This is a genomic window from Acidovorax sp. sic0104 (genome assembly GCF_019219095.1).
GTDB lineage: Bacteria > Pseudomonadota > Gammaproteobacteria > Burkholderiales > Burkholderiaceae_C > Acidovorax.
Genome location: NZ_JAHUWH010000021.1, coordinates 36,435 through 62,493, shown reverse-complemented (window position 1 = coordinate 62,493; position 26,059 = coordinate 36,435). Strand labels below are relative to the sequence as shown.

Here is a 26,059-nt window from a genome sequence, read left to right as displayed (position 1 = left end):
GGACAGCACGCTAGATGGCCGCCTTGAGATAGAACACGGGCGACCCGCCGGCCTCGTCGTCGGCGTCGAAGTCGAACTCGAGCGGTTCGCGGGCATCCCGCGCAACGGTCAGAAATCCCATCCCTGCGCCCTTGCTGCCCTCTGGCGTTTCTTCGCGCAGGGTCTGGCGATACGCCTGCTTGATCTCTTCGAGCGTCATGCTGCGCAGCGCGCTGAGCTTGATGCGCAACTCTTCGGCCACCACACGTTCAATGGGGTTGGCGCACAGCAGCGAGAAGCTGCCATCGTCCTCGCGGCGGATGCACACCGAGCCGTGGCGCAGCTCGCCGTCCTGCTGGCTCGGCGGGGTCAGCGCATCGGCGGAATAGTGGATGATGTTCTGCGCCATCTCGACGAACGACGAGAAAAGCTTGCGGCGCGTGGGCGCAGCGACGCCGGCGACCTCCAGCTGCAGCTTCACGGCGTCGGCCATCGCGGCCACGATGTGCTGCGAGAAGTACCCGACATAGTAAAAAATGACCTGGTGCTGGCGCGCCAGATGGAAGAACGACCCGTACTTGTCGGCGATCATGGAAGAGGGCATGGGGGAGTGCTTTTCTAGGTCCGGAAGCAAAAGAAGGTCAGGTCGTCGCGCCGGTGGTGCTCGCCCTGCCAGGTGCGCAGCGCGTCCAGCAGCGCAGCGTTCACCTCGGTGGGCGTTCTGTGCTTGTGCTCGAGCAGCAGCTCGCGCACCCGGCGCTTGCCCAGGGCGATGCCGCGGGGCCCGCCGATCTGGTCGATCAGCCCGTCGGTGCTCACGAACACCAGGCTGCCGGGGGCCAGGATGGCCTCCTGGTTCTTCCACGCGTAGTCGAATTCGCTGTCCACGTAGCCGACGCCCTTGCGCTGCCCCTCCAGGACGTCCACATCGTCGCCATCGGGGCGCAGCACGAACATCGACAGGCGCGCTCCGGCAAACACCAGGCGGCCGTGCGCGGGTTCGAACCAGAAGCACGCGGCGTCCATGCCATCGTCGGACCCCGGCGTGCCGTCCTGGCCGTTGATCTGGCCGAGCATCTGCTTGATGCTGCGGTTGACCTGGCCGAGCAGTCTGGCCGGGTCACGCGGGCCGTTTTGCGTGATGGCCTGGTTCAGGCTGGTCGACGCTATCAGGGTCATGAACGCGCCGGGCACGCCGTGGCCGGTGCAATCCGCCACCGTGGCGAACCAGCCGTCCGCGTCCGTGCTGAACTGGTAGAAGTCGCCTCCCACGATGTCCCGGGGCTGCCAGACGAGGTCGGCGTTCGGACAGGCGCGGGCCAGGGCGTCGAGCGAGCTGCGCAGCGTGGACTGCTGGATCACGCTGGCGTACTCGATGCTGTGCATGATCTGGCGGTTGCGCGAGGCCTGCATGTCAGCCACTACCCGCATGAGCTGCAGTCCGTGGCCTATGCCTGCATAGGCACCTTCGCGGGTGATGATGAAGCCGTCGGACAGCGCCTTCTCGCCGTACTCCACCGTCTTGAAGGTGAGCGCGTCGATGTCCAGCGCCGCGTCGACGATCAGCGGCTCCTTGTCCATGAAAGCGATGCAGCTCTTGCGGCCGTAGAGTTCCTGGCGGAACTGCTTGCTCATCTGCGACAGGAAGATGCTCCGGTTGATGAGGCCTATGGGCTGGCTGCCTTCCACGACGGGCAGGCTCACCAGTTCGCGGTGACGGCTGAAGACCTCCATCACTTTCTCGTTGGTCTCTTCCGCTGTCATGCAGGGCACTTCCACACACAGATCTGCCGCGCTGGGCTGTCGAAAGCGGGGCCGGAAGCTGCTCAGGTACTCGGTGGTTTCGCGCATGGACGTGCCAAGGGTGTGATGTGAGCAAATGTTACGGTGGCGATGTTTCGATTTCGTGACGGCTTGATTTCCGGTGGGTGTGCCCGGCTCGGGATCTGCTTGCACCTGCGGCGCTATGCTTTCGGTTTCTGCCTGTCTCGAAAGGCTTTTCATGAACTGGTCCGCACAGCAATATTCCAAGTTTGAACAGGAGCGCACACGGCCCGTGAGGGACCTGGTCGCGTCCATCCCGTCCGCCAGTGTTCAATCGGCCGTGGACCTGGGCTGTGGGCCGGGCAACTCCACCGAGGTGCTGGCACGGCGCTACCCGGATGCCAAAGTCATTGGCATGGACAACTCCCAGGACATGCTGGATGCAGCGCGCAAGCGGCTGCCAGCCCTGGACTTCGAGCTGTCCGACATCGCCCGTTGGGAACCGTCGGAGCGCTTCGATGTCATCCTCGCCAATGCGTCCCTGCAATGGGTGCCCGACCACCGCGCCCTCTACCCACGCCTCGTGGGCCATCTGAACGCGTCCGGCGTGCTGGCGGTGCAGACGCCTGACAACCTGGAGGAGCCGGCCCACCGCCTGGCGCGGGACCTGGCGGCAGGCGCGCGCTGGAGCGCTTTGCTGGGCGCCACCAAGCATCCACCGCGCCACCCGCCGGCCTTTTATTACGAGTTGCTGAGGCCGCTGTGCCGAAGTGTCGATGTCTGGCGCACGACGTACTTCCACGCGCTCGCGGGCGGCGCGGCTGCCGTGGTCGAGTGGTTCAGGGAGACCGCGCTGCGGCCTTACCTGGGTGCGCTGGACGACGCGCAGAAGGCGGCTTTTCTTGCGGAGTACCGGGCCGCTGTCGAGTTGGCCTACCCCGCACTGGAGGATGGCACGGTGCTGCTTCCGTTCCCCCGGCTTTTCGTGGTGGCGGTGCGGTAGGCAGGCGTGGCACCGCGCTGCAGGGGAGGCGGGCCGGCATGTTGGTCGATGCCCCCACCGGTTGGCGCACGCACCCCGTCGGTCAGTACACCAGGCGCTCGGGCCGGATCTCCTGCAGGATGGTCGTGGCGATCTCCTCGATGGACTTGGTGGTCGTCGAGAGCCAGCGGATGCCCGAGCGCCGCATCATCGCCTCGGCCTCGGCCACCTCGTGGCGGCAGTTGGCCAGATCGGCGTACTTCGAGCCGGGGCGGCGTTCGTTGCGGATCTCGGACAGACGCTCGGGCTGGATGGTCAGGCCGAAGATCTTGGCGCGGTGCGGAACCAGGGCGGGCGGCAGTTGGCGGCGTTCGAAGTCTTCGGGGATCAGCGGGTAGTTGGCGGCTTTCAGGCCGCACTGCATGGCCAGGTACAGGCTGGTGGGCGTCTTGCCGCTGCGGCTCACGCCCACCAGGATCACGTCGGCGCCGGCCAGGTCGCGGTTGCTCTGGCCGTCGTCGTGGGCCAGGCTGAAGTTGATGGCCTCGATGCGGTCGGTGTATTCCTTGCTGCGGCTCACGTCGGAAAAGCGGCCGACGCGGTGGTGCGACTTGATGCCGAGCTCTTCTTCGAGCGGGTGCACGAAAGTGCCGAACATGTCGAGCAGCATGCCCTTGCATCCTTCCTGGATGACCTTGAGCACCTCCATGTTCACGAGCGTGGTGAACACGATGGGCTTCTTGCCTTCCATCTCGGCCGTGTGGTTGATCTGGCGCACTGTCTGGTGGGCCTTGTCGACGCTGTCGATGAATGGCAGGCGCACGTGGCGCGGCTTCATCTCGAACTGCGCCAGGATGGCATTGCCGAACGTCTCGGCCGTGATGCCGGTGCCGTCGGAGACGAAAAATACGGTGCGCGTGTGCATGGATCGGGGGCCTTTCAGTACATCAGCCATTGCGTCAGCCTGCCGCCAGTGCCGCAGGCCTACAATTGTCACAATTATCCGATTCTCACCATGCACTTCGTCGGCCCACAACCACAACGACAAAGCTTACCGCCGTGCATGGCAGCTCGCCCAGCGCTCCTTGGTACAGGAGGCGGGGGCGCAGACCCAGTTTCAACTTCTGGAGCTTTCCCATGTCTGCACTTTTCAGCCCGACCGCCCTGGTCGTACCGTTTGAAAACCTGAGAATGACCGATGTCGAGGCCGTAGGCGGTAAAAACGCCTCCCTCGGCGAGATGATCTCCCAGCTGCCCCAGGGCGTGCGCGTGCCCACGGGCTTTGCCACCACGGCCCACGCGTTCCGTGAATTCCTCAAGCACGAGGGCCTGGCTGACCGCATCAGCCGCCGGCTGGCCACGCTGGACACCGAGGATGTGCGCGCGCTGGCGGAAGCCGGCGCCGAAATCCGGGGCTGGATGGAAAGCCAGCCGTTCCCTGCCGACCTGGAAAAGGCGGTGCGCGACGCATTCGCCACGCTGTCGGCCGGCAACGACCAGGCCAGTTTTGCGGTGCGCTCGTCCGCCACGGCCGAAGACCTGCCCGATGCATCGTTTGCCGGCCAGCAGGAGACCTTCCTGAACGTGGTGGGTGCCGATGACGTGCTCCACAAGATGAAGGAGGTGTTCGCCTCCCTCTACAACGACCGGGCGATCAGCTACCGCGTGCACAAGGGCTTTGCCCACGACGTCGTGGCATTGTCGGCCGGCGTTCAGCGCATGGTGCGCTCCGATCTGGGCGCTGCGGGCGTGATGTTCACCATCGATACCGAATCGGGCTTCGAAGACGTCGTCTTTATCACCAGCAGCTATGGTCTGGGCGAGACGATGGTGCAGGGCGCCGTGAACCCCGACGAGTTCTATGTGCACAAGCCCATGCTCAAGGCCGGCAAGAAGGCCGTGATTCGCCGCAACCTGGGCAGCAAGCTGATCCAGATGGTGTTCTCCACGCCCGAGGAAAAGAAGGCCAGTGGCAAGCTGGTCAAGACCACGGATGTACCCACGGAGCAGCGCAACCGCTATTCCCTGAGCGACGCCGACGTCGAGCAGCTGGCGCACTATGCGCTGGTGATCGAGCAGCACTATGGCCGCCCCATGGACATCGAGTGGGGCAAGGACGGCACGGACGGCCTGCTCTATATCCTGCAGGCCCGCCCCGAGACGGTGAAGAGCCAGTCCAAGGGCCAGGCCGAGCAGCGCTTCAAGCTCAAGGGCACCGGCACCGTGCTGGCCGAGGGCCGCGCCATCGGTCAGAAGATCGGCACCGGCCCCGTGCGCCTGGTGCACAGCATCAGCGAGATGGACAAGGTCCAGGCCGGCGATGTGCTTGTGACCGACATGACCGACCCGAATTGGGAGCCCGTGATGAAGCGCGCCAGCGCCATCGTCACAAACCGGGGCGGGCGCACCTGCCACGCCGCCATCATTGCGCGCGAGCTGGGCATTCCGGCCGTGGTGGGTTGCGGTGATGCCACCGAACTGCTGAAGGACGGCACGCTGGTCACCGTGAGCTGCGCCGAGGGCGATACCGGCCGTATCTACGACGGCCTCCTCGAGACCGAGGTCACCGAGGTGCAGCGCGGCGAGATGCCCCCCATCAAGACCAAGATCATGATGAATGTGGGCAACCCCCAGTTGGCCTTCGATTTCTGCCAACTGCCCAACGAAGGCGTGGGCTTGGCGCGCCTGGAGTTCATCATCAACAACAACATCGGCGTGCACCCCAAGGCCATCCTGGACTATCCCCAGATCGATGCCGACCTGAAGAAGGCGGTGGAGTCGGTGGCTCGTGGCCATGCCAGCCCGCGCGCCTTCTATGTGGACAAGGTGGCCGAAGGCGTGGCCACCATTGCCGCCGCGTTCTACCCCAAGCCCGTCATCGTGCGTCTGTCGGACTTCAAGTCCAATGAGTACCGCAAGCTCATCGGCGGCAGCCGCTACGAGCCCGAGGAAGAAAACCCGATGCTCGGCTTCCGGGGTGCGGCACGCTACATCAGCGAAGACTTCGGCGAAGCCTTCGCGATGGAGTGCGAGGCTTTGAAGCGCGTGCGCAACGACATGGGCCTGACCAACGTGCAGGTGATGGTCCCCTTTGTCCGCACGCTGGGCCAGGCCGAGCGTGTGACCAAGCTGCTGGCCACCCACGGCCTGCAGCGCGGCAAGGACGACCTCAAGGTCATCATGATGTGCGAGGTGCCGAGCAACGCCGTCCTGGCCGAGCGCTTCCTCGAGTTCTTCGACGGTTTCTCCATCGGCTCCAACGACCTGACCCAGCTCACCCTGGGCCTGGACCGCGATTCGGGGCTGGAGCTCTTGGCGCAGGACTTCGACGAGCGCGACCCCGCTGTGCTGGCGCTGGTGGAGAAGGCCATCAAGGCCTGCCTGGCCCAGGGCAAGTACATCGGCATCTGCGGCCAGGGCCCCAGCGACCACCCCGACTTCGCGCAGTGGCTGTCCAACGAAGGCATCTCGTCGATCTCGCTCAACCCCGACAGCGTGATCGCCACCTGGCAGCAACTGGCCGCTGGCTGACGGGCCGGGCTTCTTCCTGAGAGACTGCCGCATGCGCCGCGAATGGTCCGCACCGCCACCTGACGCCGGGCCTGTTGCGCTGCGGCTCCTGGGATGACGGTGACGCCGTTCTCGCCCCAGCCAGCGCGGCCTGCGGAGGCCGAGATGGCGGGCCCCTTCCCGCCCGACCTGCACGACGTGCGCCACCTGAAGCTCAAGGCGGGCCTGCTGCTGCTGTGGGCGCTGGTGTCCTTCGTGGCCACGTACTTCGCACGCGACCTGCAATCGCTGGTGGTGGGTGCCTGGCCGCTCGGCTACTGGATTGCCGCGCAGGGCGCGGTGGTGGTGTTCATCGGCATCGTGGTGGTGTACTGCTGGGCCATGAATCGATTCGAGCGGCAGGACGCCGAGCGCCTGCTGGCAGCAGCGCCGGACCAGCCGGCGGCGGCGGACTCTGCGCGATCCGACGGACTCCATGGCTGACAAGGCTTCTGGTCCCCACAGCACCGACAGCCGCGGGCGGCCGACCTCAGGCTCTGCCTACCTCTGGCGGCTGCACCGCATCCTGGCGCTGTATGTCTTCGGTGTGCTGGCCTTTTTGGCGCTGATGACCTGGGCCGAGCACCAGGGCCTGTCACGCCACTGGATCGGCCCGATCTTCCTTTTCATCACCGTCATGGCCTATGCGGGCATCGGCGTGTATGGACGCACCAGCGACCCCGAGGAGTATTACGTGGCGGGGCGGCGCATTCCGCCGATGTACAACGGCATGGCTGCCGCCGCAGACTGGATGAGCGCGGCGTCGTTCATCAGTCTCTCGGGGGCGCTGTACCTTCAAGGATTCTCGGGTACGCCAGGGCAGGCTGGAGGGTTGGCCTACCTGCTGGGGTGGACGGGGGGCTTTTGCCTGGTGGCGATGCTGATTGCACCGCACCTGCGGGCCATGGGCCTGTATACGGTGCCCGACTTCTTCCATGTGCGTTTCGGGGGGCGCTGGCCACGCGTCATTGCCGCGCTGGCGGCCGTATTGTGCTCGTTCACCTATGTGGTGGCACAGATCTATGGCGTGGGGCTGATCGCCTCGCGCCTTACGGGCGTGCAGTTCGAGATCGGCATCATGCTGGGCCTGGGCGGTGTGCTGCTGTGCTCTTTCCTGGGTGGCATGCGCGCCATCACCTGGACGCAGGTGGCGCAGTACGTGGTCTTGCTGCTGGCCTTCCTGATCCCTGTGTCCTGGCTGGCCTACAAGCAGCTGGGCAGCCCGCTTGCGCCGCTGGTGTACGGCGAGCAGATCAGCAAGATCGCGGACCTGGAGGCGCAACTGCTCGACTCCCCGGCTGAGCACCAGGTGGTGCAGACGTATCTGCAGCGCGCCAAGGACTACGAGGCCCGCCTGAAGGATGTCGAAGGCGCCCTGGAGCGCGAACGCGACAAGGGCCGCGAGCGCATCCGCACTTTGCGGGCCCAGAACGCCGACGTGGGGCTCATCGTCACGGCCAGCCGTGAACTGGCGGCGCTGCCGCGCGATGCGGCGGCGGCGCGTGAGCGCTGGACGCGCGAGATGCGCGAGAACTACGAGCGGGCGCGCCCGCTGGGCGGCCTGCCGCTGCACAGCCAAGCCTACGTGGGAGACCCGCAGGGTACGCCCGAAGAGCAGCGCGACTATGAGCTCACGCGGCGCAACTTCCTGGCCCTGATGTTCTGCCTGATGGTGGGCACGGCCGGGCTGCCGCATCTGCTCACGCGCTACTACACCTCGCCCACGGTGGGCGGGGCGCGCGCGTCGGTGGCATGGTCGCTGTTTTTCATCGCGCTTTTGTACCTGAGCGCACCGGCGCTGGCGGTGCTGGTGAAGTTCGAAGTCATGCAGAACCTGGTGGGCAGCAGCTTCGAGGCGCTGCCCAACTGGATGGCCCAGTGGGCGCGGGTGGACAGCTCGCTGCTGTCGGTGGAGGACGTCAACGGCGACGGCATCGTGCAGTTCGGCGAGATCCGCCTGGGCGCGGATCTCATCATGCTGGCCACGCCCGAATTGGGCGGGCTGCCCTACGTGGTGTCGGGCTTGGTGGCAGCGGGCGGGCTGGCTGCGGCGCTGTCCACCGCCGATGGGCTGCTTCTCACCATCAGCAATGCGCTGGTTCGCGACCTGTATTTCCCGGATGCGCAGCGCAAGGCTTCGCCCGAGCAGCGCGTGATCCTGACCAAGTTCACTTTGCTCGCCGTGGCCCTGTCTGCGGCGTTCGTGGCGGCGCTCAAGCCGTCCGAGATACTGCCCATGGTGTCCGCATCGTTCTCGCTGGCGGCTTCGGCGTTCGTGCCAGCGATGGTGCTGGGCATCTTCTGGCGCGGCACGACCCGCCAGGGAGCCGTGGCTGGCATGCTGGCGGGACTGGGTGTGGCCGTGTACTACATGCTCTCGCACGTGCCGGCCATGCGCGCGGCCCTGCCGCCCTGGCTGCTGGCAGACGGCCTGTGGTTCGGCATCCAGCCGATCTCTGCAGGCGTCTTCGGCGTGCCCGCAGGCGCGGCGGTGGCCGCAATGGTCAGCTGGATCACCCGGCCCGCACCCGAGCTGCCGCGCATCCGCTCCGAGATGTAAGAACCTGCCCAAGATCTTTTCGGAGATCGCTTTGGAGTGCACCCGGAAAGGCCGGATGCCCTGAATCCGCCGCATCCGATCCTGGCGCAGCACTTTGTGCAAACCCGAAAGGATCTTCAACAGCTGCAAGCTTTGCGCGAAGCCGGCCGAGCGCCAGGCAATCACCGTGGTTATGTGTAAACCCGGATATTCAACTGTGTCAAAACGTGAGAGTCTGGACACGATTGGGTGGCCAGTACGTGGCCGCCGTTCGGCAATTCAAGGAGATTCATGGTTCTCGTCAAGACGCAGGCAGGGCAGGACGCACTCAAGGACCGGCATGGCAGCCTCAGTTCACGCCAGCGTTCGGCCTTCATCCTTTTTGATGGCAAGCGCACGACGGGCGAAATCCTTGCAGCGACGGCAGCCATGGGCATCACCCAGGACGACGTGCAGGCCATGATCGCGCAGGGGCTGCTGGAGCCGATGGCGGGCAAGTCCGCCACCGGCGTGACGGCGGCAGGCAAGCCGGTTCTCCTCACATCGCTGGCAGATGCCACGGACCTGGGCACGGTGGCAACTGCCGGAGAGGGCTCGGGGCGTAGCCCCAAGGAGCGCTACCAGGCGGCGTACCCCATCGCCACCGAGCTCACGGCCGGGCTGGGCCTGCGCGGGTTCCGTCTGAACCTGGCGGTGGAAGGCGCCGGAAGCTTCGACGACTTGGCGGCCCTCGCACCCAAGATCCGGGAAGCCGTGGGTGATGCCAAGTTCGAGCGCCTGGACAAGGCACTGTTTGATTGAAAGCCCCCTGAGCCGCTCTGCGGCTTCCCCCGGAGGGGGACGCACCCGGTGGCCTGGCGGAGCCAGATCCACGGGTGCACTGGCGTTGGGGGCGCGCCGGTTTTGGACGGCGGGATCGATAAAAACAAAAGCGGCCCGCAGGCCGCTTTTGTTTTTGCCACAAGGGACAGGAGGGGGCTGGATCAGCGGCCGACCTTGAGCAGTTCGACGTCGAACTTCAGCGTGGCGTTCGGGGGGATCACGCCGCCCGCGCCACGGGCGCCATAGCCCAGGGATGCGGGGATGATCAGCGTGCGCTGGCCGCCGATCTTCATGCCCTGCACGCCTTCGTCCCAGCCCTTGATGACCATGCCGGCGCCCAGCGAGAACTCGAAGGGGTCGTTGCGGTCGCGGCTGGAGTCGAACTTGGCACCTTGCTCGCCGTTGTTGTACAGCCAGCCGGTGTAGTGCACCGACACGTTCTGGCCCTTGGTGGCTTCAGCGCCGTCGCCCACGGTGGTGTCTTCGTACTGCAGGCCCGATGCTGTGGTGGTCAATGCCATGGTGATTCCTTGAATGCTATTAAAAATATAGCTTCTAGCGCTTTGTGGACGGGCGCTAGAAGCTATTCAGACTGCTATTTTACCGGCTGCCCCGACAACGGGCCTGTCAGGACATCCTTGCCCAGCACGGGCGTGGCAGAAATGGGGAGCGTCGCTCAGGGCGTTTGCTTCTTGGCGCGCCCGGCCACCCAGCGGGTGGCGAATGCCTGGACGTCGGACAGGCGCTTGAGCAGGTCGGCGCCGGAGGGGGTGACGGTGTAGCCGTCGCTGCCGTGGTCCACGAAGCCGGCTTCACGCAGTTCCTTGATGCGGGTGTTGAGCGTGTTGGGGGTGATGCCGCCCACGCTGTCCTGCAGCAGGCGGAAAGTCTGCGGGTGCCCGTCCTTCAGTGCCCAGAGCACGCGCAGCGCATAACGGCATTCGAGCCGCTCAAACAACTGGTTGATGGCGGCATTTTCTTTGGAGCTCATGGACGCTTCTCCTCGCGCAAGTGTTGGTTCGAAAGTTCGTTCTGGGTGGATAGAGGCCTGCCCGACGATGTGCGCTGACTATAGCTCGTAACCCAGTTTGCTACAAGTTTGGTAGCTCAGAACGCACAGCACACATGCGCTAAGCACCAAAAATGCGGCGTTACATATCAAACTGTTGCGGAGCGGCCACGGTCGGGAGTTCGCTCCCGCGGCGGCCCATCCGGGCCAGATGGTCCACCAGCAGGCGGGCCGCAGGGGTGAGCGCCTCCGTGCTGCGAAAGCAGATGGCAAAGCGGCGGCGGGCCCAGCTATCGCCGAGCGGCACCACGCGCACGGGGGCGATATCGGCAAAGGGCAGGGCCACTTCCTGGGGGACGACGCTGATGGCCAGGTTGGCGCGCACCACGCGCAGCGCGGCGTCGAAGTTGGAGACCTGCACACGGTGGGCGAGCATCTTCCCCTCCACCGCCGCGGCGCGGGCCAGCAGCACCTGCACTGCACTGAGCGCCGGCATGCTCACGAATTCATGGTCCAGCACGTCGGCAAACCGCACGCTCTGGCGCTGCGCTGCAGGGTGCGACGCGTGGGCCACCACCGCCAGGTGGTCGTGGCGGTAGCCGCACACTTCCAGGCCCGACAGATCGGCCGCGTCCCAGCAAATGCCGATGGAGGCGCTGCCGTCGCGGATGCCCTGCACCACGTCCGGGCTCACCCGCTCTTCCATGCTCACCTGGATGTCGCGGTGCGCCGGGTCCTGCAGAAAGGCCGCCACATCGTCGGCCAGCGATTCGGCCATGACCGAGGCGGTGACCAGCATGCGCACGTGGCCGCGCGTGCCGGTGGCGTAGGCGGCCATGTCGCGCTCGATCTGGCCCACGCTGGCCAGCATGGTGCGCGCGTGCTCCAGCAGCGTCTCGCCCGCCGGGGTGGGAATGACGCCGCGCCGCTTGCGCACCAGCAGCGGCGTGCCCACCGTGTCTTCCAATTGCGCCAACCGCTTGCTGATGGCCGAGCCCACGATGCATTCCTGCTCGGCCGCACGGGCAATGCTGCGGTGGTCGCACACGGCGGCAAACAGCCGCAGGGTCTGGAGGTCAAGGTCGCGCACGGTGGCTCCCGGTGGGTTTGAGATGTTCCAAGTTGGAACGATTTGGATTCCAGAATGTATTTTCTGATTCAAATCGGAATTTCTAGAATTCTCCATCACAGACAAAGAAACGATGGAGACCCTTGTGAACAGCTCGCCCACCCCTGTTGCTTGCGCCAGTGCACCGCAGTCCCCCACCGTGGCCCTGGTGCGCGAAGTCGGCCTGCGCGATGGGCTGCAGAGCATCGCCACCATCGTCTCCACGGCCTGCAAGATCGAATGGGTCAACGCTGCCCATGCAGCCGGGCAGCGCGAGATCGAGGTGGGCTCCTTCGTTCCCGCCCGCCTTCTGCCGCAACTGGCCGACACGGCCGAGGTACTGGCCCACGCCAAGACGCTGCCGGGGATCGTCGCCTCGGTGCTGGTGCCCAACTTGAAGGGGGCCGAGCGCGCCCTGGAGTGCGGCGCCGACCTGATGGTCGTGCCCCTGTCGGCCAGCCACGCGCACAGCCTGGCCAATCTGCGCAGGACACCGGACGAGGTGGTGGCCGAGGTGGCGCGCATCCGGGCGCTGCGCGATGCCAGCGGCAGCCGCGCCCTCATCGAAGGCGGCGTGGGCACAGCGTTCGGCTGCACGCTGCAGGGCGAGGTGGCCGAGAGCGAGGTGCTGCGCCTGATGCAGGCCTTGCTCGACGCGGGCGCCGACCGCGTGAGCCTGGCCGACACCGTGGGCTACGCCGACCCCGCCTCGGTCGACCGGCTGTTCGGCAGGGCCCGCGCACTGGTGGGCGAGCGGCTGGCCTGCGCGCACTTTCATGACACGCGCGGCATGGGCCTGGCCAATGTCTACGCCGCGTGGCAGGCAGGCATCACCCGCTTCGACGCCTGCCTGGCCGGCATCGGCGGCTGCCCGCACGCGCCAGGCGCGAGCGGCAACGTCACCACCGAAGACCTGGTGTTCATGCTGGAACGCATGGGGGTGGAAACCGGCATCGACGTGGCCGCGCTGCTCATGCTGCGCCAGCGTGTCGCCGGCTGGCTGCGCGGTGAGACGCTGCACGGCACCCTGTGGCAGGCCGGGTTGCCCCAGAATGCCGCACCCGCCGCGATGCAAGCGGCCTGAACTTCCTGTTGGACCCTGCGCAATGAACGACACACAGTCCCCCGCCCCATCCCCCCGCCTGCCCCTGGAAGGCCTGCGCGTGGTCGAGTTCACCCACATGGTCATGGGCCCCACCTGCGGCATGGTGCTGGCAGACCTGGGGGCCGAGGTCATCAAGGTCGAGCCGGTGGACGGCGACCGCACGCGCCACCTGCTGGGCGCGGGCGCGGGCTTCTTTCCCATGTTCAACCGCAACAAGAAGAGCATCGCGCTCGACCTGCGCAGCCCCGAGGGGCTGGAAGCGGCGCGCAAGCTCGCAGTCTCGGCCGATGTGGTGGCGCAGAACTTCAAGCCCGGCGTGATGGCCAAGTACGGGCTGGACTACGCGGCGCTGAGCCCGCTGAACCCGCGCCTCATCTACGTCAACCACACGGGCTTTCTGCCCGGCCCGTACGAGCATCGCACGGCGCTCGACGAAGTGGTGCAGATGATGGGCGGCCTGGCCTACATGACAGGCCGCCCGGGCGACCCGCTGCGCGCGGGCACCAGCGTGAACGACATCATGGGCGGCATGTTCGGTGCCATCGGCGCCATGGCTGCGCTGATGCAGCGCGGCATCACCGGGCGCGGGCAGGAGGTGGACTCGGCCCTGTTCGAGAACAACGTCTTCCTGGTGGGCCAGCACATGATGCAGTACGCCGTCACCGGCCAGCCTGCGGCGCCCATGCCCGACCGCATCTCGTCCTGGGCCGTGTACGACGTGTTCAGCGTGAAGGACGGCGGGCAGATCTTCCTGGCCGCCGTGAGCGACGCGCAGTGGCAGACCTTCTGCGACGCCATGGGCTATGCCGACCTCAAGGCCGACCCGCAGCTTGCCACCAACAACGACCGCGTGCGTGCTCGGCCCACGCTGATGCCGGTGCTGCGCGAGCGCCTGGCACGGCACACGGCCGACACGCTGGCCGGGATCTTCGAGCGGCACGGCCTGCCGTTCGCACCCATCCGCCGGCCCGAGGAGCTTTTCGACGACCCGCACCTGCAGGCCACGGGTGGCCTGGCCGACATCACGCTGCCCGACGGTGACCGGGCCGGCCAGACGGCGCAGATCACGCTCATGCCGCTGCGCATGGACGGTCAGCGCCTGGATGTGCGCTGCGACCCACCCCGCCTGGGGCAGCACACGGCCGAGCTGCTGCAGGGCCTGGGCTACACGGCCGATGCAGTGGCCGCGCTGCACGCCACGGGTGCGATTGCCTGAATTTTTCTCGACGGCCGGGGGAAAACCACGCGGCGCAGACCGCAGCCCCCCCGGATTGAATGACAACGACTGGAGACAAACCCATGCCCACCACTGCCCCCGCCATCCCTTCGTCCAACAGCCTCCTCACACGCCGCCAGGCCATCGTCACTGGCGCCGCCACGTTGGGTGCTGCCGCCTGGGGCCTGCCGCGGGCAGCCCGTGCCCAGGGCGACGGCAAGCCGCTGCGCGTGATCCTGCCGCTGTCGGCCGGCTCGGGGGCCGACGGCGCGATCCGCGCCATCAGCAACAGCCTGTCCAAGGCGCTGGGACAGCCGGTGGTCATCGAGAACCTGCCGGGCGCGGGCGGCATCACGGGCACCACGCAGATCGTGCGCGCCCCCAAGGACGGCTCCGTGATCGGCGTGGTGTCCAACAACCACGTGGTCAACCCCAGCGTGTACAAAAGCATTCCGTTCGACTCGCTGGCCGACATCACGCCCATCACCATCCTCGGGGCCACGCCCTTCGTGCTGGTGGCGCACCCCGGCGTGCCGGCCAAGACCGTGCCGGAGCTGATCGCCTATGCCAAAGCCAAGCCCGGCGTGCTGAACTACGGCTCCTCCGGCAACGGAACCATCCTGCACCTGGGGGCCGCGATGTTCGTGGACCAGGCCAGGCTCGACATCAAGCACATCCCGTACCGCGGCATGGGCCCGCTCATGAACGACATCCTGGGCGGCCAGGTGCAGCTGGGCGTGGTGGCGGTGGCGCCTGCGGCGGCGCACATCAAATCAGGCGCGCTGCGCGCGCTGGGCGTGACCACGGCCAGCCGCGTCGCGTCGCTGCCCGGCGTGCCCACGATTGCGGAGCAGGGGCTCGCGGGCTTCGAGCTGGATGGCTGGATCGCCCCGGTGGGCCCGGCCGGGCTGCCCAAGGCCGAACTGGCCCGCCTGTACAACGGCTTCAAGGCTGCGATGGAGATGCCCGAGGCGCACGATGCGCTGATCGCCCAGGGCTACGAGATCAAGCTCACGCCGCCTGACCAGGCTGCGGCGTTCTTCAAGAGCGAGGCCGCGCGCATGGCGCAGGTGGTGAAGAACGCGAATGTGAAGGTGGATTGAAGAGGCTGCGTCCGGCGGGGCAGCCGGCGTGTTTGTCTTCGGGGGTGGGCGGATGTGGGTGTCCCCAGACCGTGCTCCGCCACGAACCGTTCACCCTGAGCTTGTCAAAGGGCTGCGCTGGCGTCGTGCCCCGGCTTCGACAGGCTTAGCCCGAACGGTAGGGGCTTTTAGGCCGCTGTCGCTTGATGGGCAAGCGGGATTTGCTATTGTTTTTATAGCTTATCGTGGTGCCAGCGCCTCGCACCCTTCCACAAGGGTTCGCGTTCAAGCATTCAATATCCCATACCGTTCGGGCTAAGCCTGTCGAAGCCTTGTGGGGCGCTTCGACAGGCTCAGCGTGAACGGGTTTATGTTTTTGAAAGTAATTGGAGATCAGTCACGCGGGGCAGGCAGCGCCGCGTGGTGCTGCCGCACCCGGAACACCGCCACGGCCTCCACCATCTGACGGGCCTGGCCGCTCAGGCTGCCAGCGGCGGCGGCGCTTTCTTCGACCAGCGCGGCGTTCTGCTGCGTCACGTCGTCCATGCGCACGATGGCCTGGGTCACGCGCTGCATGTCCGATGTCTGTGCTGCGCTGGCCTGGCTGATCTCTTCCATCAGGCTGCTCACCTCGCGGATGGAGGACACGACTTCGGCCATGGTAGTGCCGGCATCGCGGGCCAGGTCGGAGCCGGCCTGCACACGGTCCACGCTGGTCTGGATCAGCGCCTTGATCTCGCGCGCCGCGCTGGCGCTGCGCGTGGCGAGGTTGCGCACCTCGCTGGCCACCACCGCAAAGCCCCGGCCCTGCTCGCCGGCGCGTGCGGCCTCCACGGCGGCGTTCAGCGCCAGGATGTTGGTCTGGAAGGCGATGCCATCGATCACACCGATGATGTCCGAGATGCGGCGGGAGCTGTCCTGGATGCCCTGCACCACCTCCACCATCTGCGTGACCACGTCGCCGCCGCGCTGGGCGACAGCAGCTCCGTTGCGGGCCAGTTCGTTCGCGCGTTGCGCGTTCGAGGCGTTCTGCTGCACCGTCGCCTGCAACTGCTGCATGGACGACGAAGTCTCGTCCAGCGATGCTGCCTGCTCTTCCGTGCGCAGGCTCAGGTCGGCATTGCCCTGGGCGATCTCGGCGCTGGCGCTGGCCACGCCTTCGGCATTGCTGCGCACGCCCGCCACCACGTTCTCCAGGTTGTCCTGCATGGCACGCAGCGCCTCCAGCAGCCGGGCTGGTTCGTCGCGGCCCTCCACGCGGATGCTGGTGGTCAGGTCGCCGGCCGCCACCTTGTGGGCCAGCGACACCGCGACGCCCAGCGGGCGCACCACCGATCGCGTGAGCAGCCAGCCCGCACAGGCACCCAGCGCTGTCACCAGGGCCAGCGCCACCAGGCTGCTGACAAGGGCCCGCCGAGCGTCCTGCGCCGCCTGCTGTGCAATGGCCGCGCTGCTGGCAGCCACCTGCTGGCTCAGTGCGGTGAGCAGCTTGGCGGGGCCCTGGTCGATATCGGCCACGTCGGCATCGCCAGCGGACGGCACGAAGCCCAGCGACTGGAACACTTCAAAGCCTTTGCGGTAGCCCTGTGCCATCTGCGTGTGGGCCTGGGTGAACTTCTGCAGCGCGGCCTTTTCCTGGGGGTCGGCCAGTTGGGGCTCCAGCGTCGTGGCGGCATCGGCCACGCGTTTTTCGCTGGCCTGGAAGGCGGCCCAGTGCAGCTCGCGCTTGCGCGAGTCCTCGCCGCGCAGCAGGGTGTTTTTCCACTCCAGCACCTGGGTCTTGAATTCGCTCTCCATGCGGCTCACGGCGCGCTCCTGCGCCACGCGCTCCTGCACCGTGGTGTCGTAGGTGCCCAACGTGCGGTAAAGCGCCGCTATGCCGAACAGGGCGGCGCCGATCATCAGCGCCAGCACCAGGCCGAGCGCGGTGGCCATGCGTGCGCCAATGGAGTGGTTGGACATCTTCATGGGTCAGTTCCGGAGGTCAGCGGGGGGTTTTGCCCTGTGCCGCTCGTGTCATCAGGCCTTCAGCTTGAGCAGGTACACCATCACGCGGGCGGTGGTGAGGTCCAGCTCCATGAACTCCGCCAGGTCCTTGCCGGCCAGCCACGACGGCTCCCATCGGTTGTTCTTGAGGGTGCGCTGCCAGGATTCATGGCCGGTGGCGGCCTCGACGGCGTTGAGCATCTCGGCCGCGCGCGCTGCCGCCACGCCCTTGCCGGTGAACACGCCGCGCCAGTTGGCCATCGCAGCATCCAGCCCTTGCTCGCGAAACGCCGGCAGCCCGAACACGCTGCGGCGGGACGACACGCCGATGGCGCGCAGCTTGCCTGCCGCGATCGCATCGCTGAACTCGCTATAGCCCGACAAGCCCACGGTCGCAGAGCCCGACAGCACGGCATCGACCACCTCGGAGCCGCCGGCAAACGGCTTGTAGACCAGGTTCTCGGGGCTGGCCTTGGCGGCGCGCGCCAGCACGCCCGCGAAGATGTGGTCCACGCCGCCAGCCGAGCCGCCCGCCACGGGCACCGAGCGCAGGTCGGCACGCAGGGCTTCGGCCAGGTCCTTGGTGTTCTGGATGGGGGACTTGGCGGCCACGGCGGCCACCAGGTAGTCGCTGGTCAGGCGCGCCAGGGGCTGGATCTGGGTCAGGTCCACGGCGGGCTTTTGCAGGGCTACCGCGCCCACCATCACCATGCCGCCCATCAGCAGCGTGTTGGCGTCATTGCCGTACTTTTCGGCGTACTTGGCCAGGCCGATGGTGCCTCCCTTGCCGCCGATGTTTTCATACTCGATCTGATCCGCCGCGCCCACCCCTACCAGGGCTGTGCCCAGGGCTCGGCCCGTCTGGTCCCAGCCGCCGCCGGGATTGGCCGGTATGACGATGCGCAGCGTGGAGGCCAGCTTGGTGGCCTTGGCATGCGCGGGACTGCGCGCGGCCTGCTGCGCCCACGCGGATGTCGCCGTCGAGGCGCCCAGTGCACTCAACGCGCTGGCAGCGGCTGCGTGGGTCAGGATCTGGCGGCGATTGAAGGATGTCGTCATGCGGTGTCTCGCAAATAGGTGGCAGGTCGAGGGCAGATCGTTGAACGGCACGCGCTGGATGGATCGGGTCGCAAGGCGCGCCACCGGAGATTGCCGAACTGCATGACAGTCTCCACGAGCGGTGTGCCATCGTGGCGTTACAAGCTGTCATTTTGCTGTCTGGAACGTCGGGGTTAACGCGGGGCGGAGCGCAAAACGGCATAAAAATGCAAAAAGCCCCACACGGCAAGGCGTGTAGGGCTTTTTTCAGGGGGCGCAAGGCACAAAAGCCTTGTGGTACTTCGCCGACGGGGACGCCGCTTACAGCGAGTCGATGAAGCTGCGCAGCTTGTCCGAGCGGCTGGGGTGCTTGAGCTTGCGCAGCGCCTTGGCTTCTATCTGGCGGATCCGTTCGCGGGTCACGTCGAACTGCTTGCCCACTTCTTCCAGCGTGTGGTCGCTGGTCATTTCGATACCAAAGCGCATGCGCAGCACCTTGGCTTCGCGGGGGGTCAGGCCATCCAGGATGTCCTTGACCACGTCGCGCAGGCCGGCCTGCATGGCTGCTTCGATGGGGGCGGTGTTGGCGCCGTCCTCGATGAAGTCGCCCAGGTGGCTGTCGTCGTCGTCGCCGATGGGCGTTTCCATGGAGATCGGCTCCTTGGCGATCTTCATGATCTTGCGGATCTTGTCTTCAGGGATCTCCATCTTCGCGGCCAGGATGGACGCGTCGGGCTCGAAACCAAACTCTTGCAAGTGCTGGCGCGAGATGCGGTTCATCTTGTTGATCGTCTCGATCATGTGCACCGGGATGCGGATGGTGCGCGCCTGGTCGGCGATCGAGCGGGTGATGGCCTGGCGGATCCACCACGTGGCGTATGTCGAGAACTTGTAGCCGCGGCGGTATTCGAACTTGTCCACCGCCTTCATCAGGCCGATATTGCCTTCCTGGATCAGGTCCAGGAACTGCAGGCCGCGGTTCGTGTACTTCTTGGCGATGGAGATCACAAGGCGCAGGTTGGCCTCGATCATTTCCTTCTTGGCATCACGCGAGGTGGCTTCGCCCTCGTTCATGCGCTTGTTGATGTCCTTGAGTTCCGTCAGAGGCACCACCACGCGCGACTGCAGGTCCATCAGCTTTTGCTGCAGTTCCTGCACCGGCGGGATGTTGCGCGCCATCACCGTGCTCCAGGGCTTGCCGGCGGCGGCCTGCTTCTCGACCCACTTCAGGTTCAGCAGGTTGGGCGGGAAGTCCTTGATGAAGGTTTCCTGTGGCATGCCGCACTTGTCCACGATGATGCGGCGCAGCTCGCGCTCCTTCTTGCGCACATCGTCCACCTGGCCGCGCACCATGTCGCACAGCTTCTCGATGGTCTTGGCGGTGAAGCGGATGGTCATCAGTTCGGCCGACAGGGCCTGCTGGGCCTTCACGTACGCAGGGGTGCCGTAGCCTTCCTTGTCGTAGACCTTGTGCACCTTCTCGAACAGCTCGCGCAGCTTGTCAAAGCGCTCCAGCGCCTGCTTCTTGAGCTCTTCAAGCTTCTTGGTCAGCGCCTTGGAGCCACCCTTGCCGTCGTCGTCGTCGGCTTCGTCGAACTCGTCGAAGTCTTCCTCGGCCACATAGTCGTCGGCCTCGTTGGGGTTGGAGAAGCCGTCCACGATGGTGGAGATGACGACCTTGCCTTCGCGGATCTCCTCACCCATGTTCAGGATCTCGGCGATGGTGGCGGGCGATGCGCTGATCGCCTCCATCATGGCCATCAGGCCGCCTTCGATGCGTTTGGCGATTTCGATTTCGCCTTCGCGGGTCAAGAGCTCGACCGTGCCCATTTCGCGCATGTACATGCGCACGGGGTCGGTGGTGCGGCCGAATTCCGAGTCCACGGTGGACAGGGCGGCTTCGGCGGCTTCTTCGGCTTCTTCCTCGGTAGCGCCAGCGGGGGCGTTGTCCGTGATGATCAGGGCTTCGGCGTCGGGCGTCTGCTCGTACACCGCCACGCCCAGGTCGTTCAGGGTGGTGATGACGGCTTCGAGGGTTTCGGCATCGACCAGCTTGTCGGGCAAGTGGTCGTTGATTTCAACGTGCGTGAGGTAGCCTCGCGTCTTGCCCAGCTTGATCAGGGCCTTCAGGCGCTGGCGGCGCTTTTGCATGTCCTCTTCGGACAGGACGGTTTCGTCCAGGCCGAATTCCTTCATCAAGGCGCGTTCCTTGGCCTTGCTGATCTTCATGCGCAGCGGCTTGACCTTCTCGACCGTGGCTGCGGCCTCCGGGGTCTCCTCGACTTCACCTTCCAGGTCCGCTTCGATGTCGGACAGGTCGGTATCGTCGCCGCTTTCCTCGCCGCCTGCAGCGGCCTTGGGTTTGCGGCCGCGCTTGGCGGGGGCCTTGGCCTCGGCGTCGCCAGCGGCCTTCGCGGGGCGGCCAGGGCGCTTCTTGGGGGTATCGTCTTCGTCGGATGCTGCGACTGCCTTGGCACGGGCAGGCTTCTTCTTCAGCAATTCATCGGCAGCTTTGGTCAGCTCGGCAGAACTTTTCACGGGCACTGGTTTGACTTTCTTGGCCGCTGTGGCGGGTGCGGGGGCGGACTTTTTGGCCGCGGCCTTCGCGGGCGCCTTGGCAGCAGGGGTGGGAACAGCCTTTGCGGCGGTAGCTGGAGCAGACTTGGGCGGCTTCGCGGACTTTTGAGCGGGCATGGACACCTCAGAATCAAAAACGGACACAAAGAAAACGCAAACGCCACAGATCCCGGCGCGGGTGGCAAAGCGAGCCCTGGAAGGCATGCGCTTTTTTGAGGGGAAACCCTCAGGGGCAAGATGTCTGGGCGATCATTTGGTGTGCAGTCCTTGCGATAAGTGGGCTGGATCGGCGCAGATATGCGCGTTTGTCACGGTCGCCCGGCTCGGAGGTGCTGCTGTCGCTCTTGCCGCTAACTAACCCTACATTATACCGCCTGAACGGATTTCAAGCGGCTTTGCCGCCCACACCCAACAAAACCCGGCGTCTGTGCTCCAGCTCCCGATAGCGCACCAGGGCGCCCGGGTCCGAGGCGGCTTGCAGCATCAGCAGCTTTTGCTGCTCCTCGATGTCATCGACCTGCATGCGGTTGAGCAGGTCCCGGAGCTCCTCGCGCAGTTCCTGCAGGTCGCCCTCGGTCTGGGCGTGCGATCCGGTCATCACCTTCACCGCCAGGGCTTCGCACTCGTGCTCGCGCAGGCTTTCGCGCAGCACGGCCCAGGCCAGCGGGCCGTGTTCGTGGAACTGCGCCTCCAGCCAGCTGAACAGCGGGCCGTGCGGCGAAGGCAGCGCGCACAGGGTGGCGTGGTCGTCGTGTGTCAGTTCCTCCAGAAACGCCATGTGCGACAGCAGCAGGCGTGCGGCATGGTCGGTGCGGCTGGCCGTGGGGGTGCGCGGCAGGCGGGGCTGGGGCGGCCAGGGGGAATCCTTGTCCCTTTTCTTCCAGTTGCCCTTCCAGTCGCCGCCCTTGCGAAATGGGGGCTTGGCGCCGTAGCTGCCCCCGCCCTGGCTGCCGTAGCCGCTGCCATAGCCACCGGGCGGCTCCCCCTGGGGCGGCCACGAGCCCGGATCGGGCGGTGTGTCCCAGGAGGGCGGTTCCCGTTCGTACATCGGGGGGGCTTGCCGGGGTGGTGGACTTGCGGCGCCAGGGTGGCCGGAGTGCGTCGGCCGGGGGGCGTCGCGCCCTGCGGCCTGGCCCCACAGGTCCGCCAGGTCCTGCGCTTTGAGCTGGGTGAGGTCGGCCAGTTCGCCCAGCACCTGGCGCTTCAGGATGCCGTCGGGCAGTGCCGACCACAGCGGGCGCGCATTGCTGGCCATGTGGGCGCGGCCCTCGGCCGTGGCCAGGTCGCAGCCTTCGCTGGCCGACTCGACGAGAAATCGGCTGAGCGGCACCGCCTCGCTCACATGCCGGGCAAAGGCGTCGGTGCCATGCTCGCGGATGAAGCTGTCGGGGTCGTGCTCGGCGGGCAGGAACAGGAACTTGATGCTGCGCGTGTCCGTGGCGTGGGGCAGGGCCCCGTCGAGCGCCTTGCGCGCCGCGCGGCGGCCGGCGGCGTCGCCGTCGAAGCTGAACACGACCGATTCGGTAAAGCGCAGCAGCTTGTGCACGTGCTCGGGCGTGCAGGCCGTGCCCAGCGTGGCTACTGCGTTCGGGAAGCCCAGCTGCGCCAGGGCCACCACGTCCATGTAGCCTTCGGTGACCAGCGCATAGCCGTGTTCGCGGATGGGGGTACGGGCTTCGAACAGGCCGTACAGCTCGCGCCCCTTGTGGAACACAGGGGTTTCGGGCGAATTGAGGTACTTTGGCTTCTCGTCGCCCAGCACCCGACCGCCAAAGCCGATGCATTCGCCCTTGACGTTGCGGATGGGGAACATCACCCGGTCGCGGAAGCGGTCGTAGCGCTTGTCCTGACCGTCCTCGCCCACGATGACCAGACCGCTCTCCTCCAGCAGCGGGTCGTCGTAGTGGGGGAACACGCTGGCCAGGCTGCGCCAGCCCTCGGGCGCATAGCCCAGACCGTAGCGCTTGGCGATGGCCCCGGACAGGCCGCGCCCCTTGAGGTACCCAATGGCCCGCTGCGACTCGCGCAACTGGCGGCGGTAGGCGTCGCCCGCTTTCTCGAGCACATCGCTCAGCGTGGCCTGCTTCTGGCGCGCGGCGGCGGCGCGCTCCTTCTCCTGGGGGGAGATGTCGTCGTCGGGCACCTGCAAACCCACCTGCTGGGCCAGGTCCTGCACTGCCTCGACGAAGCCCATGCCCGCGTGGTCCATCAGAAAGCTGATGGCGTTGCCGTTCTTGCCGCAGCCAAAGCAGTGATAGAACTGCTTGGCGGGGCTCACGCTGAAGGACGGGGATTTTTCGCCGTGGAAGGGGCACAGCCCCATGAAATTGGCCCCGCCTTTCTTGAGCTGTACGTAGCGGCCCACGATGTCGACCACGTCGACACGGGCGAGCAGCTCCTGAATGAAAGACTGAGGGATCGTCACGCGGGGTATTGTCCGCGTAAACTGTTTGTTACCAGATATTGCGGAAACGGGGCTTTCGGCATGGTGGCGACGGCAAGGTGGCGGGCAATGTACGCATTCGGCGCTTCGGCGCGGCAACTGCGGCGCAGGGATGTGGCTGTGCTGCTGCCCCTGGCCGTGGCGCTTGGGCGCCCCCTGCCGGCGCGGGCCGCCACGGTGCTGCGGGTGCTGTCCTGGCCGGGCTATGCCGATCCCGACATCGTGGCCACCTTCGAGAAGCGCCAGGGCGTGAAGGTGGAGATCACCACGGTGGCGTCCGACGATGTGCTGCGGGCCAAGCTGACGAGCCTGACCACTCCGGGCTTCGACCTGGTGGCCGCCAACACGGCAGAAATCGCCCGCCTGGTGGCCCGGCGGCTGTTGGCGCCGTTGCCGCTGAGCAACATTCCGAACACCCAGCGCCAGTTGCCGCGCTTTCGCAACCTGCAGTCCATCGCCGGCATCGCGCAGGGCACGGATGTGTACGGCATGCCCTACACCTATTCCGAGATGGGGCTCATCTACGACCGCCAGCAGTTCACCGTTGCACCGCAGTCCATCGGGGTACTGTGGGACCCTCGCTGGCGCGGCCGGGTGCTGGCGTTCGACGGCAGCAGCCATGGGTTCTCGCTGGCCGCGATGAATCGGGGGTTGCCACCTTTCAACATCGCCGCCAGCCAGTTCGGACCGCTGGCCCGGGATCTCGTCGCTCTGCGGCGCAATGTGCGCTCTTTCTACAGCCTGCCCGAGGAATCGCTGGAGCTTTTTCGCAAGCACCGCATCGCGGTCATGCATGCCAACTATGGCCAGCAGCAGCTCAAGCAGCTGCGCGATGCAGGGCTGGACGTGGGCTACGTGGTGCCGCGCGAGGGAGCGCTGGCATGGCTTGACTGCTGGGCCATCACCCGCCGCTCCACGCAGGCGGGCCTGGCGGCAGAGTGGATCAACTACATGCTCGAGCCGTCGGTGAGCCGTGAGCTCACGCGGCGCCAGGGCCTGGCCAACACGCTGGAGGAGCCGCCCGCACTGTCCGGCGATGCGCCTGCCGGCGCCATCGTGTGGCTGGAGCCAGTGGAAGACGAGGCCCGCCGCGCACAACTGTGGCAGCGCATCCTGTCGGGCGACCGGCCCGCGAGGTTCTGATGCGGACGTTTGGCCTGAAATGGGGCATGGCGCTGCGCCTGGCGGTGCTGCTCGCTTCGTTCAGCATGTTCGCCGCCGTGCTGGCGGGCTACTACATCTTCGAGTCCAGCCGGGCCCGCCTCCAGGGGCGGGCCGAGCAGGCCCTGCTGGCCACCACCCAGGTGCTGGCGCGGCACATGCAGGCGGGTTTTGGCACGGTGGCGCGCGACGCCGCCTTTCTGGCCAGCGTGGCCGCCATCGAGCAGGACCGCAACGTGCTGGCCGATGTGTTTCGCGCCAGCCTGGTGGCCCACCCCAGCTACCTGCAGATCCGTTACATCGGCGCGCAGGACTTCGGCCTGGAGCAGGTGCGCATCGACCGCAAGGGCGACGCGTGGATGCGCGCGGCCGACGAGGAACTGCAGGAGAAGGCGCACTTTCCCTTCGTGTTCGAAACCCTCGCGCTGGGTGTGGGCGAGGTCTATGTGTCGGAGTTCGGCATCAACCACGAAGGCGCTGCCGATGCCGAGGCTCTGCCGGTGTTCAGCATGGCTTCTCCGGTGGTGCGCGCCGGGCAGGTGCGGGGCGTGGTGGTGGTGCGGGTGGCTGCGCAGCAGTTCCTGCGCAACTTCAATTCCGCGCTCCCGGCGCCCTATGGATTCTTCTTGAGCAACCGCTGGGGCGACTTCCTCGTGCATCCAGATTCCACCCAGGCCTTCGGGTTCGACCGGGGCCAGCGCATCCTCGTTCAGGACGCCTTCGCCCCCGCCGCCGCGCTGGTCAGCGGCGTGCGGGAGGAAGCTGTCTTCAGCCTGCCGGGCACCGACGATCAGGAGGCCCGCGTGTTCTCGTTCGTGCGCATGCCGTTCGGGCGCCAGAGCGAAGAGCGGTTCATGGTGGTGGGCCTTTCGCAGCCGATGGCCGCCGTGCAGGGCGAGGTGCTGGAGCTGGGCCGCAGCATCTTCAAGATCCTGCTGGTGCTCAGCGCCGTGGGCGTGCTGCTGGCTGCCTGGGTGTCGCGCCTGGTCACCGGGCCGCTGCAGGCCATGGTGCGCGCCGCGCAAGCGTTCTCGCAGGGCCGGGCCCACAGCGACCTGCCCTTGAAGCGCGAGGACGAGATTGGCGAGTTGGCGCGCAGCTTTCACGACATGGAGCAGCAGATCGGCCGGCAGATCACCGAGCTCAACGCCAGCCGCGACGCCATGGCCCATCTGGCGCACCACGATGCCCTGACCGGCCTGCCCAACCGGCGCATGTTCGAGCAGCGCCTGGCGCAGGCGCTGGAGCTGTCGCGCCGCAGCGGCCGCGACTGCGCGCTGCTGTACGTGGACCTTGACGACTTCAAGCGCATCAACGATGTGCACGGCCACGCCGTGGGCGACCTCGTGCTGCAGGCCGCAGCCCGCACCATCATGGGCGCGGTGCGCCAGGCCGACACGGTGGCGCGGCTGGCGGGTGATGAGTTCACGGTGCTGTGCGAGAACGTCGACTCCGAAGAGGCGGCCGGGCAGATCGCCTCCAAGCTGGAGCGCGCCTTCCACGTGCCCTTGAGCATCGAGGGGCGTCCGCTGCCCGTTCGCCCCAGCATCGGGGTGAGCCTGTTCCCCCGCGATGCGCAGGATCCGCACACCTTGCTGGCCAATGCCGATGCCGCCATGTACCGGGCCAAGCAAAGCCATCGCCGTCGGCTTTAGCGGCAGGGCAAGGTATCGGGTGTCCCCGCGATGCACTCGTTGTT

The 26,059-nt window shown here is 66.6% G+C and carries 20 protein-coding genes; 10 read left to right on the top strand and 10 right to left on the bottom strand.

All coding sequences use genetic code 11. The features are described from left to right. Positions 1 to 10: 10 nt before the first annotated feature. The gene (locus tag KW835_RS23730) at positions 11 to 583 is read right to left on the bottom strand and encodes a SiaB family protein kinase (RefSeq protein WP_218386971.1); all 573 of its coding nucleotides are present in this window, start codon (positions 581 to 583) and stop codon (positions 11 to 13) included. Between the two features lie 14 nt (positions 584 to 597). Continuing rightward, positions 598 to 1,830, bottom strand: coding sequence for a SpoIIE family protein phosphatase (locus KW835_RS23725; protein ID WP_218386969.1), 1,233 nt, complete (start codon positions 1,828 to 1,830; stop codon positions 598 to 600). A 151-nt stretch (positions 1,831 to 1,981) separates the two neighbouring features. Between KW835_RS23725 and tam the strand changes: the two genes are divergently transcribed. After that, positions 1,982 to 2,746 carry a trans-aconitate 2-methyltransferase gene (gene tam, locus KW835_RS23720; RefSeq protein ID WP_218386968.1) on the top strand — a complete coding sequence of 255 codons (765 nt, stop codon included), beginning with the start codon at positions 1,982 to 1,984 and terminating at the stop codon, positions 2,744 to 2,746. Positions 2,747 to 2,828: 82 nt separating this feature from the next. Here the strand turns inward: tam and KW835_RS23715 are convergent, their stop codons facing one another. Continuing rightward, positions 2,829 to 3,650 carry a pyruvate, water dikinase regulatory protein gene (locus tag KW835_RS23715; protein ID WP_218386966.1) on the bottom strand — a complete coding sequence of 274 codons (822 nt, stop codon included), beginning with the start codon at positions 3,648 to 3,650 and terminating at the stop codon, positions 2,829 to 2,831. Between the two features lie 212 nt (positions 3,651 to 3,862). Between KW835_RS23715 and ppsA the strand changes: the two genes are divergently transcribed. The 4 genes from ppsA (at position 3,863) to KW835_RS23695 (ending at position 9,614) form a co-directional block, all read left to right on the top strand. Continuing rightward, positions 3,863 to 6,256 (top strand): phosphoenolpyruvate synthase, encoded by a 2,394-nt coding sequence (ppsA, locus tag KW835_RS23710; protein ID WP_218386964.1) that lies wholly within the window; start codon positions 3,863 to 3,865, stop codon positions 6,254 to 6,256. A 93-nt stretch (positions 6,257 to 6,349) separates the two neighbouring features. Next, on the top strand, positions 6,350 to 6,718 hold the full coding sequence (locus KW835_RS23705; RefSeq protein ID WP_218386959.1) for a DUF4212 domain-containing protein: 369 nt from the start codon (positions 6,350 to 6,352) through the stop codon (positions 6,716 to 6,718). Next, positions 6,711 to 8,834, top strand: a complete 2,124-nt coding sequence (locus KW835_RS23700; RefSeq protein ID WP_255593877.1) for a VC_2705 family sodium/solute symporter — start codon at positions 6,711 to 6,713, stop codon at positions 8,832 to 8,834. Before KW835_RS23705 ends, KW835_RS23700 begins: the two co-directional genes overlap by 8 nt. Positions 8,835 to 9,104: 270 nt before the next feature. Continuing rightward, positions 9,105 to 9,614 (top strand): hypothetical protein, encoded by a 510-nt coding sequence (locus tag KW835_RS23695; RefSeq protein WP_218386958.1) that lies wholly within the window; start codon positions 9,105 to 9,107, stop codon positions 9,612 to 9,614. 182 nt (positions 9,615 to 9,796) lie between these two features. Here KW835_RS23695 and KW835_RS23690 read toward each other — a convergent pair whose 3' ends face one another. From KW835_RS23690 to KW835_RS23680, 3 genes are all read right to left on the bottom strand, one after another. Continuing rightward, positions 9,797 to 10,156 carry an FKBP-type peptidyl-prolyl cis-trans isomerase gene (locus tag KW835_RS23690; protein ID WP_218386956.1) on the bottom strand — a complete coding sequence of 120 codons (360 nt, stop codon included), beginning with the start codon at positions 10,154 to 10,156 and terminating at the stop codon, positions 9,797 to 9,799. Positions 10,157 to 10,311: 155 nt separating this feature from the next. Then, entirely contained in the window at positions 10,312 to 10,626 is a 315-nt protein-coding gene (locus tag KW835_RS23685; RefSeq protein WP_056173851.1) for a helix-turn-helix domain-containing protein, read from the bottom strand. 160 nt (positions 10,627 to 10,786) lie between these two features. Next, positions 10,787 to 11,734, bottom strand: a complete 948-nt coding sequence (locus KW835_RS23680) for a LysR family transcriptional regulator (protein WP_218386954.1) — start codon at positions 11,732 to 11,734, stop codon at positions 10,787 to 10,789. A 112-nt stretch (positions 11,735 to 11,846) separates the two neighbouring features. On the opposite strand from KW835_RS23680, the gene KW835_RS23675 reads away from it, so the two are divergent. The 3 genes from KW835_RS23675 to KW835_RS23665 all read left to right on the top strand — a co-directional run bounded on the left by KW835_RS23675 (position 11,847) and on the right by KW835_RS23665 (position 15,176). Beyond that, on the top strand, positions 11,847 to 12,836 hold the full coding sequence (locus tag KW835_RS23675) for a hydroxymethylglutaryl-CoA lyase (protein WP_255593875.1): 990 nt from the start codon (positions 11,847 to 11,849) through the stop codon (positions 12,834 to 12,836). Positions 12,837 to 12,858: 22 nt separating this feature from the next. Next, positions 12,859 to 14,073 carry a CaiB/BaiF CoA-transferase family protein gene (locus tag KW835_RS23670; protein ID WP_218386953.1) on the top strand — a complete coding sequence of 405 codons (1,215 nt, stop codon included), beginning with the start codon at positions 12,859 to 12,861 and terminating at the stop codon, positions 14,071 to 14,073. An 83-nt stretch (positions 14,074 to 14,156) separates the two neighbouring features. Continuing rightward, positions 14,157 to 15,176 carry a tripartite tricarboxylate transporter substrate binding protein gene (locus KW835_RS23665; RefSeq protein WP_218386951.1) on the top strand — a complete coding sequence of 340 codons (1,020 nt, stop codon included), beginning with the start codon at positions 14,157 to 14,159 and terminating at the stop codon, positions 15,174 to 15,176. A gap of 372 nt (positions 15,177 to 15,548) precedes the next feature. On the opposite strand, the gene KW835_RS23660 is transcribed toward KW835_RS23665, so the two are convergent. The 4 genes from KW835_RS23660 to dnaG form a co-directional block, all read right to left on the bottom strand. After that, positions 15,549 to 17,123, bottom strand: a complete 1,575-nt coding sequence (locus tag KW835_RS23660) for a methyl-accepting chemotaxis protein (protein ID WP_218386950.1) — start codon at positions 17,121 to 17,123, stop codon at positions 15,549 to 15,551. 51 nt (positions 17,124 to 17,174) lie between these two features. Beyond that, entirely contained in the window at positions 17,175 to 18,200 is a 1,026-nt protein-coding gene (locus tag KW835_RS23655; protein ID WP_218386948.1) for a tripartite tricarboxylate transporter substrate binding protein, read from the bottom strand. A 300-nt stretch (positions 18,201 to 18,500) separates the two neighbouring features. Next, entirely contained in the window at positions 18,501 to 20,873 is a 2,373-nt protein-coding gene (gene rpoD, locus KW835_RS23650; protein WP_218386946.1) for an RNA polymerase sigma factor RpoD, read from the bottom strand. A gap of 268 nt (positions 20,874 to 21,141) precedes the next feature. Beyond that, positions 21,142 to 23,181: a DNA primase gene (gene dnaG, locus KW835_RS23645; protein WP_218386944.1), complete on the bottom strand. Its 2,040-nt coding sequence runs from the start codon at positions 23,179 to 23,181 to the stop codon at positions 21,142 to 21,144. 87 nt (positions 23,182 to 23,268) lie between these two features. Between dnaG and KW835_RS23640 the strand changes: the two genes are divergently transcribed. After that, on the top strand, positions 23,269 to 24,342 hold the full coding sequence (locus KW835_RS23640; protein ID WP_255593874.1) for a PotD/PotF family extracellular solute-binding protein: 1,074 nt from the start codon (positions 23,269 to 23,271) through the stop codon (positions 24,340 to 24,342). Beyond that, entirely contained in the window at positions 24,342 to 26,015 is a 1,674-nt protein-coding gene (locus KW835_RS23635; RefSeq protein WP_255593872.1) for a diguanylate cyclase domain-containing protein, read from the top strand. The genes KW835_RS23640 and KW835_RS23635 overlap by 1 nt, the downstream gene beginning before the upstream one ends. The last annotated feature ends 44 nt before the right edge of the window (positions 26,016 to 26,059 follow it).

Coding starts and splice junctions, on each gene's coding strand:
- KW835_RS23660 (WP_218386950.1), bottom strand. CDS start 17,123: ATGAAGATGTCCAACCACTCCATTGGCGCACGCATGGCCACCGCGCTC.
- KW835_RS23725 (WP_218386969.1), bottom strand. CDS start 1,830: ATGCGCGAAACCACCGAGTACCTGAGCAGCTTCCGGCCCCGCTTTCGA.
- ppsA (WP_218386964.1), top strand. CDS start 3,863: ATGTCTGCACTTTTCAGCCCGACCGCCCTGGTCGTACCGTTTGAAAAC.
- rpoD (WP_218386946.1), bottom strand. CDS start 20,873: ATGCCCGCTCAAAAGTCCGCGAAGCCGCCCAAGTCTGCTCCAGCTACC.
- KW835_RS23705 (WP_218386959.1), top strand. CDS start 6,350: ATGACGGTGACGCCGTTCTCGCCCCAGCCAGCGCGGCCTGCGGAGGCC.
- KW835_RS23700 (WP_255593877.1), top strand. CDS start 6,711: ATGGCTGACAAGGCTTCTGGTCCCCACAGCACCGACAGCCGCGGGCGG.
- KW835_RS23640 (WP_255593874.1), top strand. CDS start 23,269: ATGTACGCATTCGGCGCTTCGGCGCGGCAACTGCGGCGCAGGGATGTG.
- tam (WP_218386968.1), top strand. CDS start 1,982: ATGAACTGGTCCGCACAGCAATATTCCAAGTTTGAACAGGAGCGCACA.
- KW835_RS23730 (WP_218386971.1), bottom strand. CDS start 583: ATGCCCTCTTCCATGATCGCCGACAAGTACGGGTCGTTCTTCCATCTG.
- KW835_RS23655 (WP_218386948.1), bottom strand. CDS start 18,200: ATGACGACATCCTTCAATCGCCGCCAGATCCTGACCCACGCAGCCGCT.
- KW835_RS23690 (WP_218386956.1), bottom strand. CDS start 10,156: ATGGCATTGACCACCACAGCATCGGGCCTGCAGTACGAAGACACCACC.
- KW835_RS23635 (WP_255593872.1), top strand. CDS start 24,342: ATGCGGACGTTTGGCCTGAAATGGGGCATGGCGCTGCGCCTGGCGGTG.
- KW835_RS23665 (WP_218386951.1), top strand. CDS start 14,157: ATGCCCACCACTGCCCCCGCCATCCCTTCGTCCAACAGCCTCCTCACA.
- KW835_RS23670 (WP_218386953.1), top strand. CDS start 12,859: ATGAACGACACACAGTCCCCCGCCCCATCCCCCCGCCTGCCCCTGGAA.
- KW835_RS23675 (WP_255593875.1), top strand. CDS start 11,847: ATGGAGACCCTTGTGAACAGCTCGCCCACCCCTGTTGCTTGCGCCAGT.
- KW835_RS23695 (WP_218386958.1), top strand. CDS start 9,105: ATGGTTCTCGTCAAGACGCAGGCAGGGCAGGACGCACTCAAGGACCGG.
- KW835_RS23715 (WP_218386966.1), bottom strand. CDS start 3,650: ATGCACACGCGCACCGTATTTTTCGTCTCCGACGGCACCGGCATCACG.
- KW835_RS23685 (WP_056173851.1), bottom strand. CDS start 10,626: ATGAGCTCCAAAGAAAATGCCGCCATCAACCAGTTGTTTGAGCGGCTC.